This window comes from Streptomyces lincolnensis (assembly GCF_021173675.1).
GTDB lineage: Bacteria > Actinomycetota > Actinomycetes > Streptomycetales > Streptomycetaceae > Streptomyces > Streptomyces lincolnensis_B.
The window spans coordinates 478667-495563 of record NZ_JAIHON010000003.1; the positions used below are offsets into that span (position 1 = coordinate 478667).

General features: G+C 71.8%; 14 protein-coding genes. 11 read left to right on the forward strand and 3 right to left on the reverse strand.

The window, feature by feature from the left end; all coding sequences use genetic code 11:
• The first annotated feature begins 142 nt into the window (after positions 1-142).
• Both K4B79_RS09255 and K4B79_RS09260 read left to right on the forward strand, forming a co-directional pair.
• Positions 143-1222 carry a helix-turn-helix transcriptional regulator gene (locus K4B79_RS09255; protein WP_232025866.1) on the forward strand — a complete coding sequence of 360 codons (1080 nt, stop codon included), beginning with the start codon at positions 143-145 and terminating at the stop codon, positions 1220-1222.
• Positions 1219-1812 (forward strand): DinB family protein, encoded by a 594-nt coding sequence (locus K4B79_RS09260; RefSeq protein WP_232025868.1) that lies wholly within the window; start codon positions 1219-1221, stop codon positions 1810-1812. Before K4B79_RS09255 ends, K4B79_RS09260 begins: the two co-directional genes overlap by 4 nt.
• A 47-nt stretch (positions 1813-1859) precedes the next feature.
• On the opposite strand, the gene K4B79_RS09265 is transcribed toward K4B79_RS09260, so the two are convergent.
• Both K4B79_RS09265 and K4B79_RS09270 read right to left on the reverse strand, forming a co-directional pair.
• Positions 1860-2048 carry a YbdD/YjiX family protein gene (locus K4B79_RS09265; protein WP_232025870.1) on the reverse strand — a complete coding sequence of 63 codons (189 nt, stop codon included), beginning with the start codon at positions 2046-2048 and terminating at the stop codon, positions 1860-1862.
• On the reverse strand, positions 2045-4192 hold the full coding sequence (locus tag K4B79_RS09270; protein WP_232025872.1) for a carbon starvation CstA family protein: 2148 nt from the start codon (positions 4190-4192) through the stop codon (positions 2045-2047). Before K4B79_RS09270 ends, K4B79_RS09265 begins: the two co-directional genes overlap by 4 nt.
• A gap of 190 nt (positions 4193-4382) precedes the next feature.
• Here K4B79_RS09270 and K4B79_RS09275 point away from each other — a divergent pair, with 190 nt between their 5' ends.
• From K4B79_RS09275 to K4B79_RS09305, 7 genes are all read left to right on the forward strand, one after another.
• On the forward strand, positions 4383-5945 hold the full coding sequence (locus tag K4B79_RS09275) for a sodium:solute symporter family protein (protein ID WP_232025873.1): 1563 nt from the start codon (positions 4383-4385) through the stop codon (positions 5943-5945).
• Entirely contained in the window at positions 5942-6529 is a 588-nt protein-coding gene (locus K4B79_RS09280) for a sigma-70 family RNA polymerase sigma factor (protein ID WP_374208440.1), read from the forward strand. Before K4B79_RS09275 ends, K4B79_RS09280 begins: the two co-directional genes overlap by 4 nt.
• Positions 6526-6837: a hypothetical protein gene (locus tag K4B79_RS09285; RefSeq protein WP_232025875.1), complete on the forward strand. Its 312-nt coding sequence runs from the start codon at positions 6526-6528 to the stop codon at positions 6835-6837. The genes K4B79_RS09280 and K4B79_RS09285 overlap by 4 nt, the downstream gene beginning before the upstream one ends.
• 144 nt (positions 6838-6981) lie before the next feature.
• Positions 6982-9309 carry a glycosyl hydrolase family 95 catalytic domain-containing protein gene (locus tag K4B79_RS09290; RefSeq protein WP_232025876.1) on the forward strand — a complete coding sequence of 776 codons (2328 nt, stop codon included), beginning with the start codon at positions 6982-6984 and terminating at the stop codon, positions 9307-9309.
• A gap of 24 nt (positions 9310-9333) precedes the next feature.
• On the forward strand, positions 9334-11226 hold the full coding sequence (locus K4B79_RS09295; protein WP_232025878.1) for a glycoside hydrolase family 97 protein: 1893 nt from the start codon (positions 9334-9336) through the stop codon (positions 11224-11226).
• Positions 11227-11289: 63 nt separating this feature from the next.
• Positions 11290-12534 (forward strand): glycoside hydrolase family 88 protein, encoded by a 1245-nt coding sequence (locus K4B79_RS09300; protein ID WP_232025880.1) that lies wholly within the window; start codon positions 11290-11292, stop codon positions 12532-12534.
• 13 nt (positions 12535-12547) lie between these two features.
• The gene (locus tag K4B79_RS09305) at positions 12548-13084 is read left to right on the forward strand and encodes a 2'-5' RNA ligase family protein (RefSeq protein WP_232025882.1); all 537 of its coding nucleotides are present in this window, start codon (positions 12548-12550) and stop codon (positions 13082-13084) included.
• Here the strand turns inward: K4B79_RS09305 and K4B79_RS09310 are convergent.
• Positions 13081-14748, reverse strand: coding sequence for a glycoside hydrolase family 55 protein (locus K4B79_RS09310; RefSeq protein WP_232026239.1), 1668 nt, complete (start codon positions 14746-14748; stop codon positions 13081-13083). The two genes, K4B79_RS09305 and K4B79_RS09310, sit on opposite strands and share 4 nt — an antisense overlap.
• A 299-nt stretch (positions 14749-15047) precedes the next feature.
• Between K4B79_RS09310 and K4B79_RS09315 the strand changes: the two genes are divergently transcribed.
• Both K4B79_RS09315 and K4B79_RS09320 read left to right on the forward strand, forming a co-directional pair.
• Positions 15048-16133 carry an S-(hydroxymethyl)mycothiol dehydrogenase gene (locus tag K4B79_RS09315; RefSeq protein WP_232025884.1) on the forward strand — a complete coding sequence of 362 codons (1086 nt, stop codon included), beginning with the start codon at positions 15048-15050 and terminating at the stop codon, positions 16131-16133.
• Entirely contained in the window at positions 16133-16765 is a 633-nt protein-coding gene (locus K4B79_RS09320; protein ID WP_232025886.1) for an MBL fold metallo-hydrolase, read from the forward strand. The genes K4B79_RS09315 and K4B79_RS09320 overlap by 1 nt, the downstream gene beginning before the upstream one ends.
• Positions 16766-16897 lie beyond the last annotated feature (132 nt).

A 16897-nucleotide genomic window follows, 5' to 3' on the forward strand; every position in this document is an offset into this window, starting at 1 on the left:
GCCGAACAGGAAAGCGCCGGGACACCCGCCCCACCATCCGTAGAAATACCGACCCCGCCTTGTCCCGCACCCCCGACCCGCATACCGTAAGGGCCCAAACAACCCGCCCGGACGCGGTGGACGGGGCCGACGGGAGGCGCACATGCTCAGTCACCGGCAGCTCGCCGCCGCCACCCGCATCGGCATGCTCACCCGCGAGCGCGACCCCGTCCCGGCCTGCGGCGAGGCCCTGCGGGAACTCGGCCGGGCCCTCCCCTACGACGCCGTCACCCTGCTCGGCATCGACCCCCTCTCCGGCGCCCACGTCCAGATCGCGGGCGTCGGCTACCCGGCCGAGACCTCCCGGGCGCTGGCCGCCGAGTTCGTCTCGACGCCGTGGTACGCCAACGTCGTACGACAGGAACTGCCGCGCTCCATCTCCGAGGACGCCGACGACGACCCCGGACCGCGCTTCCGGCACGGCTGGTTCTACGCCGAGCGGGTGCGCCCGGCCGGTTTCCGGGACGGGCTGACCGGAGCCCTGCGCCACGAGGGGCGCCTCGTCGGCCTGGTCCACCTGTCCAGTGCGGCGGCGGACGCCTACGACACCGAGGCGCGCCACCTGCTCGCCTCGATCCTGCCCGCACTGGGCGTCCTCACCGACCCCACCGCACATCTCGACGCCCTCCACGACCTCCCCGAGGGCGCGGCGGCGAACCTCGTCACCGGCGACGGTGTCCTCGGCATGCCGGGCCGGGCGGCCGCCGACGTCCTGGACGACGACGGCTTCCGCCGGCTGGTGGAGGCCTTCACGGCCCTCGCGCACGGCCGACGGCTACGGCTGCTGTGGCCGGTCGGATGCGCGTGGCGCCGGGTGGTGCTCCAGCGGTGCACGCTCGGGCCGACGGCCCGCGACGCGGTTCTGGTCCACCAGGAGCGCACGGAACTGCCGTACGGACTGAGCCCGCGCGAACTCGACGTGCTCACCCGGGCCGCCCGCGGACAGACCAACCAGGCCATCGCACAGGCCCTGTTCCTGTCCCCGCGTACGGTCCACACCCACATCGAGCACCTGCTGCGCAAGACCGGCTGTGCCTCACGCGCCGAGGCGACGGCCCTGGCCGTCCGCGACGGCGTACTGCGGCCCGGCCCCGAGGACCTGCGGCACTTCGCCGAGGCCGTCGTGCTGCCGACGACAAAAGCGGTGGACAGAGATCACGTGGTCAGCAGACTGGCCCCATGACCACGACGGAACCCAAGGCCGACCTCCGCTTCTATCTCCAGGCCGCCCGCGACGCCCTGTTGTGGAAGCTCGACGGGCTCTCGGAGTACGACATACGCCGACCGCTTACACCGACCGGCACCAATCTGCTGGGGCTGGTGAAGCACACGGCGACCATGGAGTTCGGCTACCTCGGCGACACCTTCGGACGGCCGCCCGGCGAGCCCCTGCCCTGGGCCGGCGAGGGCGCCGAGCCCAACGCGGACATGTGGGCCACCGCGGAGGAGTCACGCGACTTCGTCGTCGGGCTCTACCGCCGGGTGTGGGCGCACGCGGACGCGACGATCGAGGCGCTGGCGCTGGAGACCGTCGGCCGGGTCCCGTGGTGGCCGGACGGGCGGGACGAGGTGACCTTGCACCACGCCGCCGTGCGCGTGATCGCCGACACCCATCGGCACGCGGGGCACGCCGACATCCTGCGCGAACTCCTGGACGGTGCCGTGGGGATGAACCAGGGCAACACCAGCATGCCGTCGACCGACCCGGCCTGGTGGGAGAGCCATCGCGAGCGGCTGGAGCAGGCGGCTCGCGAGGCCGACAAGCGGGCATGACGCCGGGGCCGGGCGGGACGCGTGGGTCCCGCCCGGCGCCTCGGCCGTCAGCAGCAGCGGCCCTGCGGGTGGGTCTCCCGGTGCAGCGCGCGCCGCGCCTCGTAGACGCGGCGGCTCGGTACCGGTGCCAGCGGGTGCCGGCGGCGGTGCCGCTCGCAGTAGCGGTCGTAGTCGGCCTCGCCCGTCAGCTCGCGCAGATACCAGCGCACCGCCCGCGACCAGCGCCGCACGCTCATGAGCGGGCCCCCGCCAACGGCTCGCCGACGCGCTCGGAGTCGTCGAGCCGGGACGCGACGTACGGCGCCTCGGTGGTGGGGAGCGGGACGCGGGACCTGATCGCGCGCACGCACACCACCGCGGCGTTGGCCATCACGACCGCGACCAGCAGCAGGAACAGGACGATGAGGACGCCGTCGACGGTCGAGTTGGTGACCACGGTGTGCATGTCGTCGAGCGACTTCGCGGGCGGCAGCACCTGCCCGGCGTCGGTGGCGTCGGCGTACCGGGCGCGCTGGGCGAAGAAGCCGACCTTGGGGTCGTCGGAGAAGACCTTCTGCCAGCCCGCCGTGAAGGTCACCGCGACCACCCAGAGCAGCGGCACGCCGGGCACCCAGGCCCAGCGCAGTCGGCCGGACTTGATCAGGATCGTGGTGCAGACGGTGAGGGCGATCGCGGCGAGCAGCTGGTTGGCGATGCCGAAGAGGGGGAAGAGCTGGTTGATCCCGCCCAGCGGGTCGGTGGCCCCGGTGTACAGGAAGTAGCCCCACGCGGCCACGACGAGCGCGCTGCACAACCAGATGCCCGGCTTCCAGTTGACCCGGCCGAGGGGCTTGAACACATTGCCCAGCATGTCCTGGAGCATGAACCGCCCGACCCGGGTGCCCGCGTCGACCGTGGTCAGGATGAACAGCGCCTCGAACATGATCGCGAAGTGGTACCAGAAGGCCTTCATCGCCGTACCGCCGAAGACCCCGGAGAAGATCTCCGACATGCCGACGGCGAGGGTGGGCGCACCGCCGGAGCGGGCGATCAGGGTTTGTTCCTCGACCGCCTTGGCAGCCTGCGTCAGCTGGTCGGGGGTGATGGTGAAGCCGAGTCCCGCCACGGCGTGCGAGGCCGATTCCGCCGTGGTGCCGAGGAGGGCCGCCGGGGCGTTCATCGCGTAGTACAGGCCGGGTTCGAGGGTGGCCGCGGCGATCAGCGCCATGATCGCGACGAACGACTCCATCAGCATGGCGCCGTAGCCGATCAGCCGGACCTGGGACTCCTTCCGGATCAGTTTCGGGGTGGTGCCCGAGGCGACCAGGGCGTGGAATCCGGACAGCGCCCCGCAGGCGATGGTGATGAACAGGAAGGGGAACAGGGACCCGGCGAAGACCGGCCCGGCGCCCGAGCCCGCGAACTGGCTCACCGCGTCCGCGCGCATCACGGGCGCGGCGACGACGACACCGACCGCGAGCAGCGCGATGGTGCCGATCTTCATGAACGTCGACAGGTAGTCGCGCGGCGCGAGCAGCATCCACACCGGCAGCACGGATGCGACGAAGCCGTACCCGACCAGGCAGAAGGCCAGGGTCGTCGGGCTGAGCGTGAAGGTGCCGGCCAGCGAGGAGTTCTGCACCCAGCTGCCGCCGACGATCGCCAGGAGCAGCAGGGCCACGCCGATGAGGCTCGTCTCGACCACCCGGCCCGGCCGGATCCGGTGCATCCAGAAGCCCATGAACAGGGCGATGGGCACGGTCATCGCGACCGAGAAGGTGCCCCAGGGGGAGTGCGCGAGGGCGTTGACCACGACCAGTGCCAGCACACCCAGCAGGATGATCATGATGGCGAGGACGGCGACCAGGGCCGCGGCCCCGCCCGCCCGGCCGATCTCGTCCCGGGCCATCTGTCCCAGGGACGTGCCGTCCCGCCGCATCGACAGGAACAGCACCACCATGTCCTGCACGGCCCCCGCGAAGATCACCCCGGCGACGATCCACAGCGTGCCCGGCAGGTAGCCCATCTGCGCGGCGAGCACCGGGCCCACCAGCGGCCCGGCGCCGGCGATCGCGGCGAAGTGGTGGCCGAGCAGCACCCGGCGGTCGGTGGGCTGGAAGTCGACGCCGTCCTCCAGCCGTTCGGCCGGGGTGGCCCGGCTGTCGTCGGGCTTCAGCACCCGGCGGGCGACGAACCGGGCGTAGAAGCGGTAGGCGATGGCATACGACCCGAGCGCGGCCAGCACCAGCCAGATCGCGGAGATCCGCTCCCCGCGCGCCAGCGCCAGCACCCCCCAGGCGACGGCGCCGACCAGCGAGACGGCCGACCACAGAACAAGGGAGCGCATTCGTGATTTTTCCGGCACCGCCGGGTGGTTTTCGGGCAGGACGGACGTAGGCATGGCGGCTCCTAGAAGGTGCGACAGGGCGGCGTGACATTCCGCCCGCTGTCGGTCTGTGCAAGAGTTGCCCACCCGCCGGAACCGGTTGACAGCGAATTTCCAGCAGATTTTCCGCCGGTTTCCCGTCAACCGAATGAGCCGTCCGCGCAACTACTCGGCGAGGGCACAGGCACACCAAGGACGGTGAACCATGGCCGACGGCGCCATGACCGCGACGTTCCTCGCCGTGATCGGCGGGGCGTCGCTGCTCGCCGTGACCGCGCGCCGGCTGCACCCCGGCGACCGGCTGCCCTCCCTGGAGGGCTGGGCCCTGGCCGACCGGAGCCTCGGCCCGGTGTGGACCTGGTTCCTGCTCGGCGGCACGATCTTCACCGCGTACACCTTCACCGCGGTCCCCGGGCTGGCCTACGGCAACGGCGCGCCCGCGTTCTTCGCGGTGCCGTACACGGTGATCGTCTGGCCGCTCGCCTTCGTCCTGCTGAGCCGCCTGTGGACGGTGGCCCGCCGGCACGGGTACATCACCGCCGCCGACTTCGTGCGGGGCAGATACGGTTCGCCGCCGCTGGCCCTGGTGGTCGCGCTGACCGGGATCCTCGCGACGATGCCGTATCTCGCCCTGCAACTGCTGGGCATCCGGGCGGTGCTGACCGCCGGGGGCGTGTATCCGCGTGGTGCGGGCGGGGACCTCGTGCTGGTGGCGCTGTTCGCGGGGCTCGCGGTGGCGACCTACCGGCACGGGCTGCGCGCTCCCACCGTGATCTCCGCGCTCAAGGCGGTGGCCGTCTTCGTCTCGCTCACCGCGGTGTGCTGGCTGGTCCTCGCCCGGCTCGGCGGCCCCGGCGCGGTCTTCGAGACGGCGGCCCGACGGCTCGGCGGGACGGACGTGGAGCACTCCGCGCTATTGCTGTCGCCCGCCCAGCAGCCCGCCTACGCGACCCTCGCCCTCGGCTCCGCCCTGGCCCTGCTGATGTACCCGCACGTCCTCACCGCCGGGTTCGCCGCCGACGGCCCGCGTACCCTGCGCAAGGTCTCCGTGGCGCTGCCGGCCTGGACCGGGCTGCTGGCCCTCTTCGGATTCCTCGGCGTGGCCGCGCTCGCCGCCGAGGTGCGGGCCCCGAGGGGCGGTGCCGAGGCCGCCGTGCCGATGCTGGTCGACCGGCTGATGCCGGCCCCGCTGGCCGGGCTGGTGTTCGCCGCGATCACCGTGGGGGCGCTGGTGCCCGCCGCCGTGATGTCCATCGCCGCCGCCACCAGCTTCGTACGCAATGTGTACGTCGAGTACGTCCACCCGACCGCGACGCCCAAACGGCAGGTGCGCATCGCCAAGGTGGTGTCGCTGACCGCGAAGGTGGGGGCGGTCGCGTTCGTGTTCGGGCTGCGCGACCAGGACGCGATCAACCTCCAGCTGCTCGGCGGTGTCTGGATCCTCCAGATCTTCCCGGCCGTCGCCCTCGGCCTGTTCACCTCCCGCCTGCACCCCCGGGCGCTGCTCGCCGGCTGGGCCGCCGGCATGGCCGCCGGGACCGTCCTGGTGGTGCGCGAGGGCTTCTCGTCCGTCGTCCCGATCGGCCTCGGCGGCCCGCCGGTGGAGATCTACGCCGGAATGGTCGCCCTGCTGCTCAACCTCACCGTCGCCGTCCTCGTCACCGCGGCCCTCGAACGCCTCGGGGTGCCGCGCGGCGCCGACCTCACCGACCTGCCGCCCCGCCTGGCCCTCAGGCGGCACCCCGAGACGGGAGCGAACCACCCGTGAGACGCCGACCGACCCCGCCCCTCACGCTGCCGTCCCTACCCCCTCCCACGGACGCGGCCGAGGCGCTGGCCCCCGTGGTGAGCGACCCGGCCGACCTGGAGCGCGAGGCCGGCCTCGCCCGCCTGTTCGAGCTGCACTACGCCTCCATGCTGCGGCTGGCCGTGCTGCTCGGCGCGGACGACCCGGAGAACGTCGTCGCCGAGGCGTACTACCAGATCTACCGCAAGTGGCGGCGGCTGCGGGACACCGAGGCGGCGGAGGCCTACCTGCGCTCCACCGTCTGCAATCTCACGCGGATGCGCATACGGCACCTCCAGGTGGCCCGCCGGCACGTGGAGAACCCGCCGGAGGAACTCGTCGCCTCGGCCGAGAGCACCGCCCTGCTGCGCGAGGACCAACGCGTCCTGATCGACGCGCTCCAGCACCTGCCCGCCCGGCAGCGCGAGGCGCTCGTGCTGCGCCACTGGCTCGGCCTGAAGGAGAGCGAGATCGCCGCCGCGATGGGCATCTCCTGCGGCTCGGTCAAGACCCACACCTCACGCGGCATCGCCGCACTGGGCCAGGCGATGGAGGCCCGGCGATGAACCGTATGGATCACGAGCACGGTGGCCTGCCTGAGGGCTCGGCGGCCGAGTCCCGCACCGAGCGGGAGCTGCGCGAGGCCCTGGAGGCCCTCGCCGGGGGAGTGCGGGCCGCCCCCGACGCCTATCGCACCGCCCGCGGCGACTGGCTCCGCCGCGAGCGCCGCCGCCGGCTCGTCCTCGCCGTCCTCATCACCGTGGTCTTCACCCTGGCCACCCTGATCGGCCTGTGGGTCCTCAACCAGGCCCCGGCCGACCCCGGCGTCATCTTCTCGGGCACCGGGAGGACGGCCGACCTGGTGGACAGGTAGGGGCCGCGCGGTCGGAGGTCCCTCCATACATAGGATGAGTCACCGACCGTCCTTCCTGTCATGCCTGTTGACATGCGCACGGTGAGTGCTAGGTTCCCCGATACACCCGATGTATTGAGGATCCGTCAGCGCTGGAGGACGAGGATGACCTCGCACTCGGAGAAGCACTCCCCCCTGCCCAGAAGATCCTTACTCGGCACCGCGCTGGGCAGTGCCGCGGTGGCGGCCCTGCCCAGCGCGGCCGGCGCCGAGGAGCCCGCACAGCCGGGAGACAGTGGTGAAGCCGTAGCGGGTGGCAGACGCCCCTGGAGACTGCGCGACACGATGAGCGACGAGCAGGCCTGGGCCCGATTCCTGCGCGCCCAGGACCTGGTGTGGACCAGACTGCCCACCCGTTGGTACGAGGGGCCGTTCCTCGGCGACGGACTGCTCGGCAGCATGATCTACCAGGAGCCGGGCACCGACCGGATCCGCTTCACCGTCCAGCACGGCCGGGTCCAGGACCACCGGCCCGAGTTCGGCAGCGGCTGGGGCACCGCCCGCCTGCCGGTCGGACATCTCACGCTCGAACCGGCCGGCACGATCACCGCCGTCGACTGGCGGCTGAGCCTGTGGAACGCCGAACTCACCGGCACGATCACCACCACCGCCGGCACGCTCACCCTCGCCGCCCTCATCCACGACGAGGTCCTGGCCGTCCGCGTGAGAGCCCAGGGCGACGAGCGGGCCACCTGGACCTTCCACCCCGCAGAGGCCATCAGCCCGCGCAGCCTCAGCGAGGCCCCGCCCGCCGGATACACCCCCAATCCGCCCTGGACCTCCAGGACGTCCGCCGACGGCACCGAGCTGGTGCTCCAGCCCCTCACCGGCGGCGGCCAGACCGCCACCGCCCACCGGCGCACGGGCGACGATCTTCTGCTCAGCGTCGGCCACAGCTTCCCCTCCGACACGGCGGCGGAGGCCGCGGCCCTGCGCAATCTGCGGCGCGGGACGTCGTACACCGCGCTCAGACGGCCGCACACCCGCTGGTGGCACGCCTTCTACCCCAAGAGCTTCGTCTCCTTCCCCGACCAGCGGCTGCAGAGCTTCCACTGGATCCAGCTCTACAAGGTCGCCTCGGCCAGCCGCGCGGGCGGCCCGGTCATGGCCACCTCCGGGCCCTGGCTGGAGCCCACGCCCTGGCCCGCGGTGTGGTGGAATCTCAACGTCCAGCTGGAGTACTGGATCGTCCACGGCTCCAACCACCTGGAACTCGACTCCCTGGCCACCACCGTGCGGCAGAACCAGGAACAGCTCGTCGCCAATGTCCCCGCCGCCTACCGGGCGGACAGCGCCGGCGTCGGCCGCAGCTCCGACATGTTCGCCACCCGGAGCGTGGGCCGGCCGGGCACCGGCGCCGAGACCGGCGACCTCACCTGGGCCCTGCACAACGTCTGGCTGTCCTACCGGCACTCCATGGACCGGTCCCTGCTGCGCGACACGGTCTTCCCCGTCCTGCGCCGGGCCATCAACTACTACCTGCACTTCCTCACCCAGGGCAGCGACGGCCGACTCCACCTGCCGAGCACGCTCTCGCCCGAGTACCCGGTCGTGCCGCCCCAGGACACCACCTACGACCTGGCCCTGATCCGCTGGGGCTGCCACGCACTCATCGAGTCCGCCGAACTGCTCGGCATCGACGACGAGTTGATCCCGCGCTGGCAAGAAGTGCTGGCCCGGCTCACGCCCTACCCGGTCGACGACAACGGCTTCATGATCGGCGCCGACACCCCCTACGCCCAGTCCCACCGGCACTACTCGCACCTGCTGATGGTGTATCCGCTGTACCTCGTCACCTGGGACCTGCCCGAGCACCGCGAACTGATCACGAAGTCGGTGGCCCACTGGCAGGCGCTGAGCAGCGCCCACCGCGGCTACAGCTACACCGGGGCCGCCTCGATGTACGCGACGACCGGCGACGGCGACACCGCGCTCACCTATCTGCGGAAGTTCTTCGACCCCACCACCCGATATCCCTGCCGCCCCAACACGCACTACACCGAGGCCGGTCCGGTCATCGAGACCCCGCTGTCCGCCTCGCAGTCCCTGCACGACATGTTCTGCCAGAGCTGGGGCGGCGTGATCCGAATCTTCCCGGCCGTCCCGTCCGCCTGGGCCGACGTCACCCTGCACGACTTCCGCACCCAGGGCGCCTTCCTGGTCACCGCCGTCCGCAGAGCCGGGACCACCCGGTTCATCCGGATCAAGAGCCTGGCGGGCGAGCCGCTCACGCTCCGCCACGGCCTCACCGGCGCCCTCACCGCCCTGCTGGACGACGGCACCCCCGCCCGCACCCGGGATCTCGGCGACGGCACCCTCGCCATCGACTTGCCGAAGGGCCGCGAGGTGCTCGTCCACTCCGGCGCCCGTCCCGACCTCGTCGTCGCGCCCGTCGCCGTCGCGGAACCGGGCCCGGCCTGGGGACTGCCGTAAAGCCACACACCTCGGAGGGTTCACATGGCTGTTCCGATCAGAACCGCGGTCGCCGGGCTCTGCGCCGGGCTGGTCGCCACGCTCCTCACCACCGGTCCGGCGCAGGCCGAGCCGCCGCACGATCATGCCTGGGCCGTCTCGACCTCGGCCCACGCACCCCGCGCACGGATATCCCTGGACGACACCACCGGCACGCTGAGCCTCGCGGTGTCCCGGGACGGCCGTACGGTCATCGAGCCGTCGCCCGTCGGCATCGTCACCGAACAGGCCGACCTGTCCAGGGAGTTGCGCTTCCTGCACCGCAAGGACCGCCGCATCGAGGAGCGTTACCGCACCAAGTCCGGCAAACGGGTGGAGCGCACGGTCCGGATGAACGAGACCCGGCTGTCGTTCGCCACCGCCCAGGGCGCCCGCCTCGACCTCGTGGTCCGCGCCTCCGCCGACGGCGTCGCCTACCGATACGTCCTTCCCGCCGGCCACGGCGATGTCCTGGGGGAGACCTCCGCGTTCACCCTGCCGTCCGACGCGAGCGCCTGGCTGAGCACCTACCGGCCCGACAACGAGGGGCAGTTCGCCCAGTACACCGCCGCTACCGCACCCACCGGCGCCTACTCGCCCCAGGCGCTGTTCGCGACCGACGGCGGCTACACCCTGCTCGCCGAATCCGACCTCACCGGCGCGTACTCCGGCGCCCGGCTCACCCACGAGCAGGGCAGCGGCGCCTACCGGGTCAGGCTCGCCGACGACCGCGTCCGCACCGACGGCCCGCTCGCCACCCCCTGGCGGGCCATGGTCACCGGCGACCTCGCCACCGTCACCCGGTCCACCTTCACCGACGACCTCGCCCCCGCCTCCAAGGTCCGCGACACGTCCTGGATCCGCCCCGGCACCGTGCTGTGGACCTGGCTCGCCGGCGGCCGTGAAGCGGGCCAGAGCCTCGCGGCGCAGAAGGCCTACGTCGACTACGCCGCCGAACGGGGCTGGCCCTACGAGGCCGTCGACGCGGGCTGGTACTTCAAGCCCGGCGAGTGGGACACCACCGACCCGGACTGGCAGACCACCAGCTGGATGCCTGAACTGGTCGACCACGCGCGCGCCAAAGGTGTCGGCATCATCGTCTGGATCCACCAACGAGAACTGGACACAGCCGCAGAACGCGCGCAATGGCTGCCGACCCTGGAGCGATGGGGCGTCAAGGGCGTCAAGATCGACTTCATGGACTCCGAGGCGCAGTCCATGCTCCAGTGGTACGACGCGATCCTCGCGGACACGGCCGCCCACCACCTCATGATCGACTTCCACGGCTCCACGATCCCCAAGGGCATGCAGCGCACCTGGCCGCAGGTCATGACCCTGGAGGGCGTTGCCGGCGAGGAGAAGCGCACCAACACCGCCGCCCACCTCACCGCCCTGCCCTTCACCCGCAACGTCATCGGCTCCATGGACTTCACCCCCGGCGCCTTCCAGCGCGTCGGCCTGCGCCCCAACTCCGACGCGGCCGAGACCGGACTCGCCGTCACCTACGAGTCGGGCCTGCAGATGTACGCCGGCACGCCCGAGTCGTACGACGCCCGTCCCCTCGCCCGCGCCTTCTACGACCAGCTCCCCGCCGCCTGGGACGACACCCGCCTCCTCGCCGGGCGGCCCGGCCAGGAAGCCGTTCTCGCCCGGCGCGCCGGTGACCGCTGGTTCCTGGGCGGGGTCTACGCCGGTGCCGCCCGGACGGCCGACGTGCCGCTGACCGTCGGGCCCGGGAAGTGGCTGGTGGAGACGATCAAGGACGGCGCCGACGGCCTCGTCCAGGACCGGCAGGTCCTGCGCGGCGGCGACACCCTGCGCGTCGACGTCGTCGCGGGCGGCGGCTTCGCCGGAATCGCCTGCCCCTGGCGTCCGGGCGTCGGCACCTGCCACCGCTGAGCGGGACGAAAGTTGCCGCGGGGGCCAACTCCCTTTCATTTTCGTCCACTTGGAGGGACGCGCATGAGTGTTTCCCGGCGTACCGTCCTCACCACGGCGGCCGCTGCCGCCGCGGCCGGTGCCGCCTCGGCGCCGGCCGCGAGCGCCGCTGAAGACCGCACACCGGTACCGGCCCCGACCCTGCGCACACTCCGTGCGGCGGCCGACTACGCCGTCGAGAAGGTCCGTACGGTCGCACCGCACGTGACCGCCTTCCCGGTCGGGACGAAGTTCGAGAAATGGGTCTACTCGCAGAACGGCGACTGGGTGGGCGGCTTCTGGCCGGGAACCCTGTGGATGGCGTGGCTCCACAGCGAGGACGAGACCTTCCGCACGTGGGCCCTGGCCTCGGCGGAGGGACTCGCCCCGCGTCAGCACGACACCGGCACGCACGACCTCGGTTTCCTCTTCTACCCGTCCTGGGTCACCGCCTGGCGGCTGACGGGCGAGGACACCTGGCGAACGGGTGCCCTGCGGGCGGCCGACTCCCTGATCCGGCGCTACAACCCGCACGGCCGCTTCATCCGGGCGTGGGGCGCGCTGAACGAACCGAGGAACGCGGGCCGGGTCATCATCGACACGATGATGAACCTCGATCTGCTGGCCTTCGCGAGCCGGCAGACCGGCGACCCGGCGTATCTGGACATCGCCGTCGAACACGCGCGGACCACCCGGCGGGTGTTCCCCCGCCCCGACGGCTCGACCCCGCACGTGTTCGACTTCGACCCGGACAGCGGCGCGCCGATCGGCCCGAACACCGTGCAGGGCTACGGCCCCTCCTCGTGCTGGTCGCGCGGCCAGGCCTGGGGCGTGTACGGCTTCACCACGATGTACCGCCGCACCGGCGACCCCGGGTTCCTCGCCACCGCCCGCCACCTCGCGGACTTCGCGGTGGGCGCCCTCACCCCGGATCACGTACCGGTGTGGGACTACCGCGCGCCGCAACAGCCGTACGACATCAAGGACGCCTCGGCGGGCGCGATCCTGGCGTGCGGGCTGCTCGACCTGGCCGCGGTCGGCGCGGGACGCTCGTACCGTCAGGTGGCACTGCGGCTGCTCACCGCCCTGTCCGAGACCTGCCTGACGAGGAACTCGGTCCGGGCCGAGGCGGCCGTGGCCCGGTGCACCCGCAACCGCCCGGCGGAGGACGGCATCGAGATCTCCCTGCCGTACGCCGACTACTACCTGCTCGAAGGCATCCTGCGCGTGCTCCGGCCGCGGGACGTCGACCGGGCGATCGACCTGTCCACGGTCCGACGGCCGCACTGATAGAAAAGGAGCGATGGAGGACAACGATTCGCATGCGTTCCGCGCGGGGCAGTCGGGACTGGTCGTCAGGGTCCCGGAGGCAGAGCCCGCCGTGCGCCCCTGGCGCGACCGGCTGGACCCCTCGGCCCGTGCCGGCGTACCGGCCCATGTCACCGTGCTCTTCCCCTTCCTGGACCTCGACCGGATCGACCGTGGCGTGCACGACGCCCTCGGTGAGGTGTTCGGCCGGCACCCGTCCTTCGAGGTCCGTTTCGCACGCTGTGGCCGCTTCCCCGGACTGCTGTATCTCGTCCCCGAACCGGACACTCCGTTCCGCAGGCTCACCGACGCGGTCGTCGAGCGGTGGCCGGAAACCCCTCCCTACGGGGGGAAGTACGGTGACGCCGTCCCGCATCTGACCGTCGCCCAGGACCTGGACGAGGCGGCCGAGGAGCAGGCCGAGGCCGACCTGCTCACCCGTCTCCCCGTCCTCGCGCGGGTCTCGGCGGTCGACCTGGTGGTCCACGACGGAACCCGGTGGCGGCTGCGGGAGTCCTTCGCGCTGCGTTAGCCCCTCCGGCGCTGGGCCTCGTACAGGTTGCGCGGCCGTACCGCGTCCGGACTGCCGTACAGCTCCAGGCGGGTGTGCAGATCGCCCGGGAAGTCGGGGACGTCGATCTGGTCGAAATCCCTGACCTCGTCGATGCCGACGGTCGCGGAGTACGGCGCCAGCCCGTCGATCCTGACCAGGCCCGCCCGGCCGTTGGTGACGCGGATGTTCCAGTGTGTGAACCGGGCGCCGAACAGCGGGCCGGCGCTCGCGTCGCCGCCGTGGCGGCCGGTGTTGTTCACGGTGATGTCCGTGCGGACGTTCGCGAAGGGCAGGCCGCGGTGGCTGTCGAAGGTGCCCACGCGCATGTCGCCGCGCGACCAGACGTTGTACGACGACAGTCCCTCGACGTTGATGCCGTGCAGCTGGGTGTTCGCGGGCGCGGGGCCGGTGCGCTCCTCGATCGTGAAGTCCTCCACGAGGTTGTCGTGCGAGCCCTCACGGCAGAAGTAGGGGTGGTGCGCGCCGCGGCCCGCCACCCGGGTCCGGCGCAGCGTGCACGCGGAGGCGGCCACGAGGCCGAAGCCGTTGTCTACGTGGCGGACCGTCACGTCGTCCACCCAGCAGTCGTACGCGCACTGCAGGACGACGCCGTTGTGGCCCTTGTCCAGCAGATGCGGCTGCTGCGGTGTATCCGGCGCCTCCAGCGTCAGCCCCTCGACCCCGGCGCCCGTCAACTCCGGTACGTGGGTGGTCAGTCGAGGGTCCCATGCGGGGCGCAGGTCGAGCGGGAGCGGTCGGTCGAGGGTGAGGTGCCGGCCACGGACCCGGGCGATGCGGACGGGCCACTCGTAGGGGACGTACGACGTCAGTTTCGTCTTGTCGGCCCAGGCGTAGGCCGCCGGTCCCGGGCCGCCGCCGCACATGTGCTGCAGGAGGGTGTGGTCCGCGTCGTCGGCGAGCCGGAGCAGGACCAGGGCGCCGGGTCGCAGCGCCGAGGCGTCGGCGACCGTCACCGTCCAGGAGCCCTGCCGTGCCGGGGCGAGGGTCGTGAGCGTCCGCCACTCGTCGCGCCGGTTGCCCGTCCAGCCCTCGAAGGGCCAGGACTTCGCCCTGATCGCGGCGACGAGCGCGTTCCAGCGGGCCTCGGGGGCCAGCCAGATCAGACCGCCCGCCCACGACCAGCCCGACTTGTCGCCGCCGTAGCGGGAGCCGTACACGCCGATCAGCTCGGTGAGGTTCCTCGTCGCGTACAGCGTCGTACGGCCGCTGCCGGCGCCCCTGAGGACCACGTTCGAGTGGGCCACCCGGATCACGTCGTCGATGCGGAACGTGCCCGGAGGGACGGTGACCGTGCCGCCTCCGGCCCGCCCGGCGGCCGCGAGGGCGCGGTTGATGGCGGGGGCGGAGTCGGTGGTGCCGTCCGCCACGGCGCCGAAGTCGCGCACGTCGGCGAAGACGCGGTGGCGGGGGAGGCGGGTCGCCCCGCCGCGGCAGCCGGCCCGGCCGACGTACGGGATCTGCGGGTGGGTGAACGGGGTGCGGCCGAACTCCCGCCACAGGACGGGGATGTCGGCCCGAGCGGTTTCCGGACCGGCCGCCGTCGCTGTGCCGGCGCTCGCCACCACGGCGGCGGCGCTTCCCAGCAGGGTTCGTCTGGTGATGCCTTGGATGGTCATGCTCATGTCATTCCGGTTGTCCGTGGCACCGGTGTGCGCGTCTGTCATGCCCGTACGCCCTTCCATGGGTGAGTCATGGATGTGAACGACGTTCAGATGTGCGGTGACCGGTGAGCATGCCACGGGCCCCTGGAGCATGAAAGAGGTTGTGCGGGTTTTGTTGGTTCGGACCAATGGCGGGGCTGATTCGAGTGGCCGGTCGGGCTCCTTGACCCCCGGTCCGCCCTCCATGATGCTGAGTTGCGACACGTGAGGTGTGTGCCGTAATAGGCAACATCCGAGTCTCGTACCAGCGAGGAGTGGCCATGTCGCACCAGGTCCGTGCTGTCGTCGCGCTAGGGAAGGGCGCCCCCGTCAGTCTCGAAACGATCGTCGTGCCCGACCCGGGCCCGGGTGAGGCGCTGGTGAAGGTTGAGGCCTGCGGGGTCTGCCACACCGATCTGCACTATCGCGAGGGTGGCATCGGCGACGACTTCCCCTTCCTGCTCGGCCACGAGGCCGCGGGGGTCGTGGAGTCGGTGGGGGAGGGGGTGACCGAAGTCGTGCCGGGTGACTTCGTGATCCTCAACTGGCGTGCGGTGTGCGGTCAGTGCCGGGCGTGTCTGCGGGGGCGTCCCTGGTACTGCTTCGCCACCCACAACGCGACGCAGAAGATGACCTTGACCGACGGTACGGAGTTGTCCCCGGCGCTGGGGATCGGGGCGTTCGCGGAGAAGACGCTGGTGGCGGCCGGGCAGTGCACGAAGGTGGATCCGACGGTGGCGCCGCAGGTGGCGGGTCTGCTCGGGTGTGGGGTGATGGCCGGGATCGGTGCGGCGATCAACACCGGGAACGTCGGGCGTGGGGACACGGTCGCGGTGATCGGCTGCGGCGGCGTCGGGGCCGCGGCGATCGCCGGGTCGCATCTGGCCGGCGCGGCGAAGGTCATCGCCGTCGACATCGACCCGCGCAAACTGGACACCGCCGAGAAACTGGGCGCCACCCACACGGTCAACTCCCGGCAGACCGACCCGGTCGAGGCGATCCGCGAGCTGACCGGCGGCTTCGGCGCCGATGTCGTCATCGAGGCGGTGGGCCGCCCGGAGACGTACAAGCAGGCGTTCTACGCCCGCGACCTGGCCGGCACCGTCGTCCTGGTCGGCGTGCCGACCCCGGAGATGAAGCTCGAACTGCCGCTGCTGGACGTCTTCGGGCGCGGCGGCTCCCTGAAGTCCTCCTGGTACGGCGACTGCCTGCCCTCCCGCGACTTCCCCATGCTCATCGACCTCTATCTCCAGGGCCGACTGAATCTGGACGCCTTCGTCACGGAGACCATCGCGCTGGACGAGGTCGAGAAGGCCTTCGAGCGGATGCACCACGGCGACGTCCTGCGCTCGGTGGTGGTCCTCTGATGGCCGGCGCCCGTATCGAGCAGTTGGTCACCTCCGGCACCTTCAGTCTGGACGGCGGTACCTGGGACGTCGACAACAACGTCTGGATCGTCGGCGACGACCACGAGGCGATCGTCATCGACGCCGCCCACGACGCCGACGCCATCGCCGAGGCCGTCGGCGACCGCCGGCTCACCGCGATCATCTGCACCCACGCCCACAACGACCACATCGACGCCGCACCCGCCCTCGCCGAGCGCACCGGAGCCCCGATCCTGCTCCACGGCGACGACCTGCCGCTGTGGAAGCAGACCCACCCGGAGCGCATGCCTGACGGCGAGCTGACCGACGGCCAGATCCTCGCGGTGGCCGGTGTCGAGCTGACCGTCCTGCACACCCCCGGCCATGCCCCCGGCGCGGTGTGCCTGCACGCCCCGGCTCTGACGGCCCTCTTCGGCGGAGACACGCTCTTCGCGGGCGGACCGGGGGCCACGGGACGCTCGTACAGCGACTTCCCGACGATCGTCGCGTCCATCCGGGACCGACTGCTGACCCTGCCCGGCGACACCGTCGTCCACACCGGGCACGGGGAGACGACCACCGTCTCCGCCGAGGCTCCGCATCTCGGCGAATGGATCGACCGAGGCTTCTGAGACCGGCCTCCGGAGTGTTTCGCGTGGCGCCCGGTCCGCCTGTTTGCGCAGGTGGTTCGGGCGCTTCGCGCTGCCTGGAGCGCAGCGGGGCGAGCCGTCCGAACCGGGCCTTGTGACGCCTTGACAACGCTT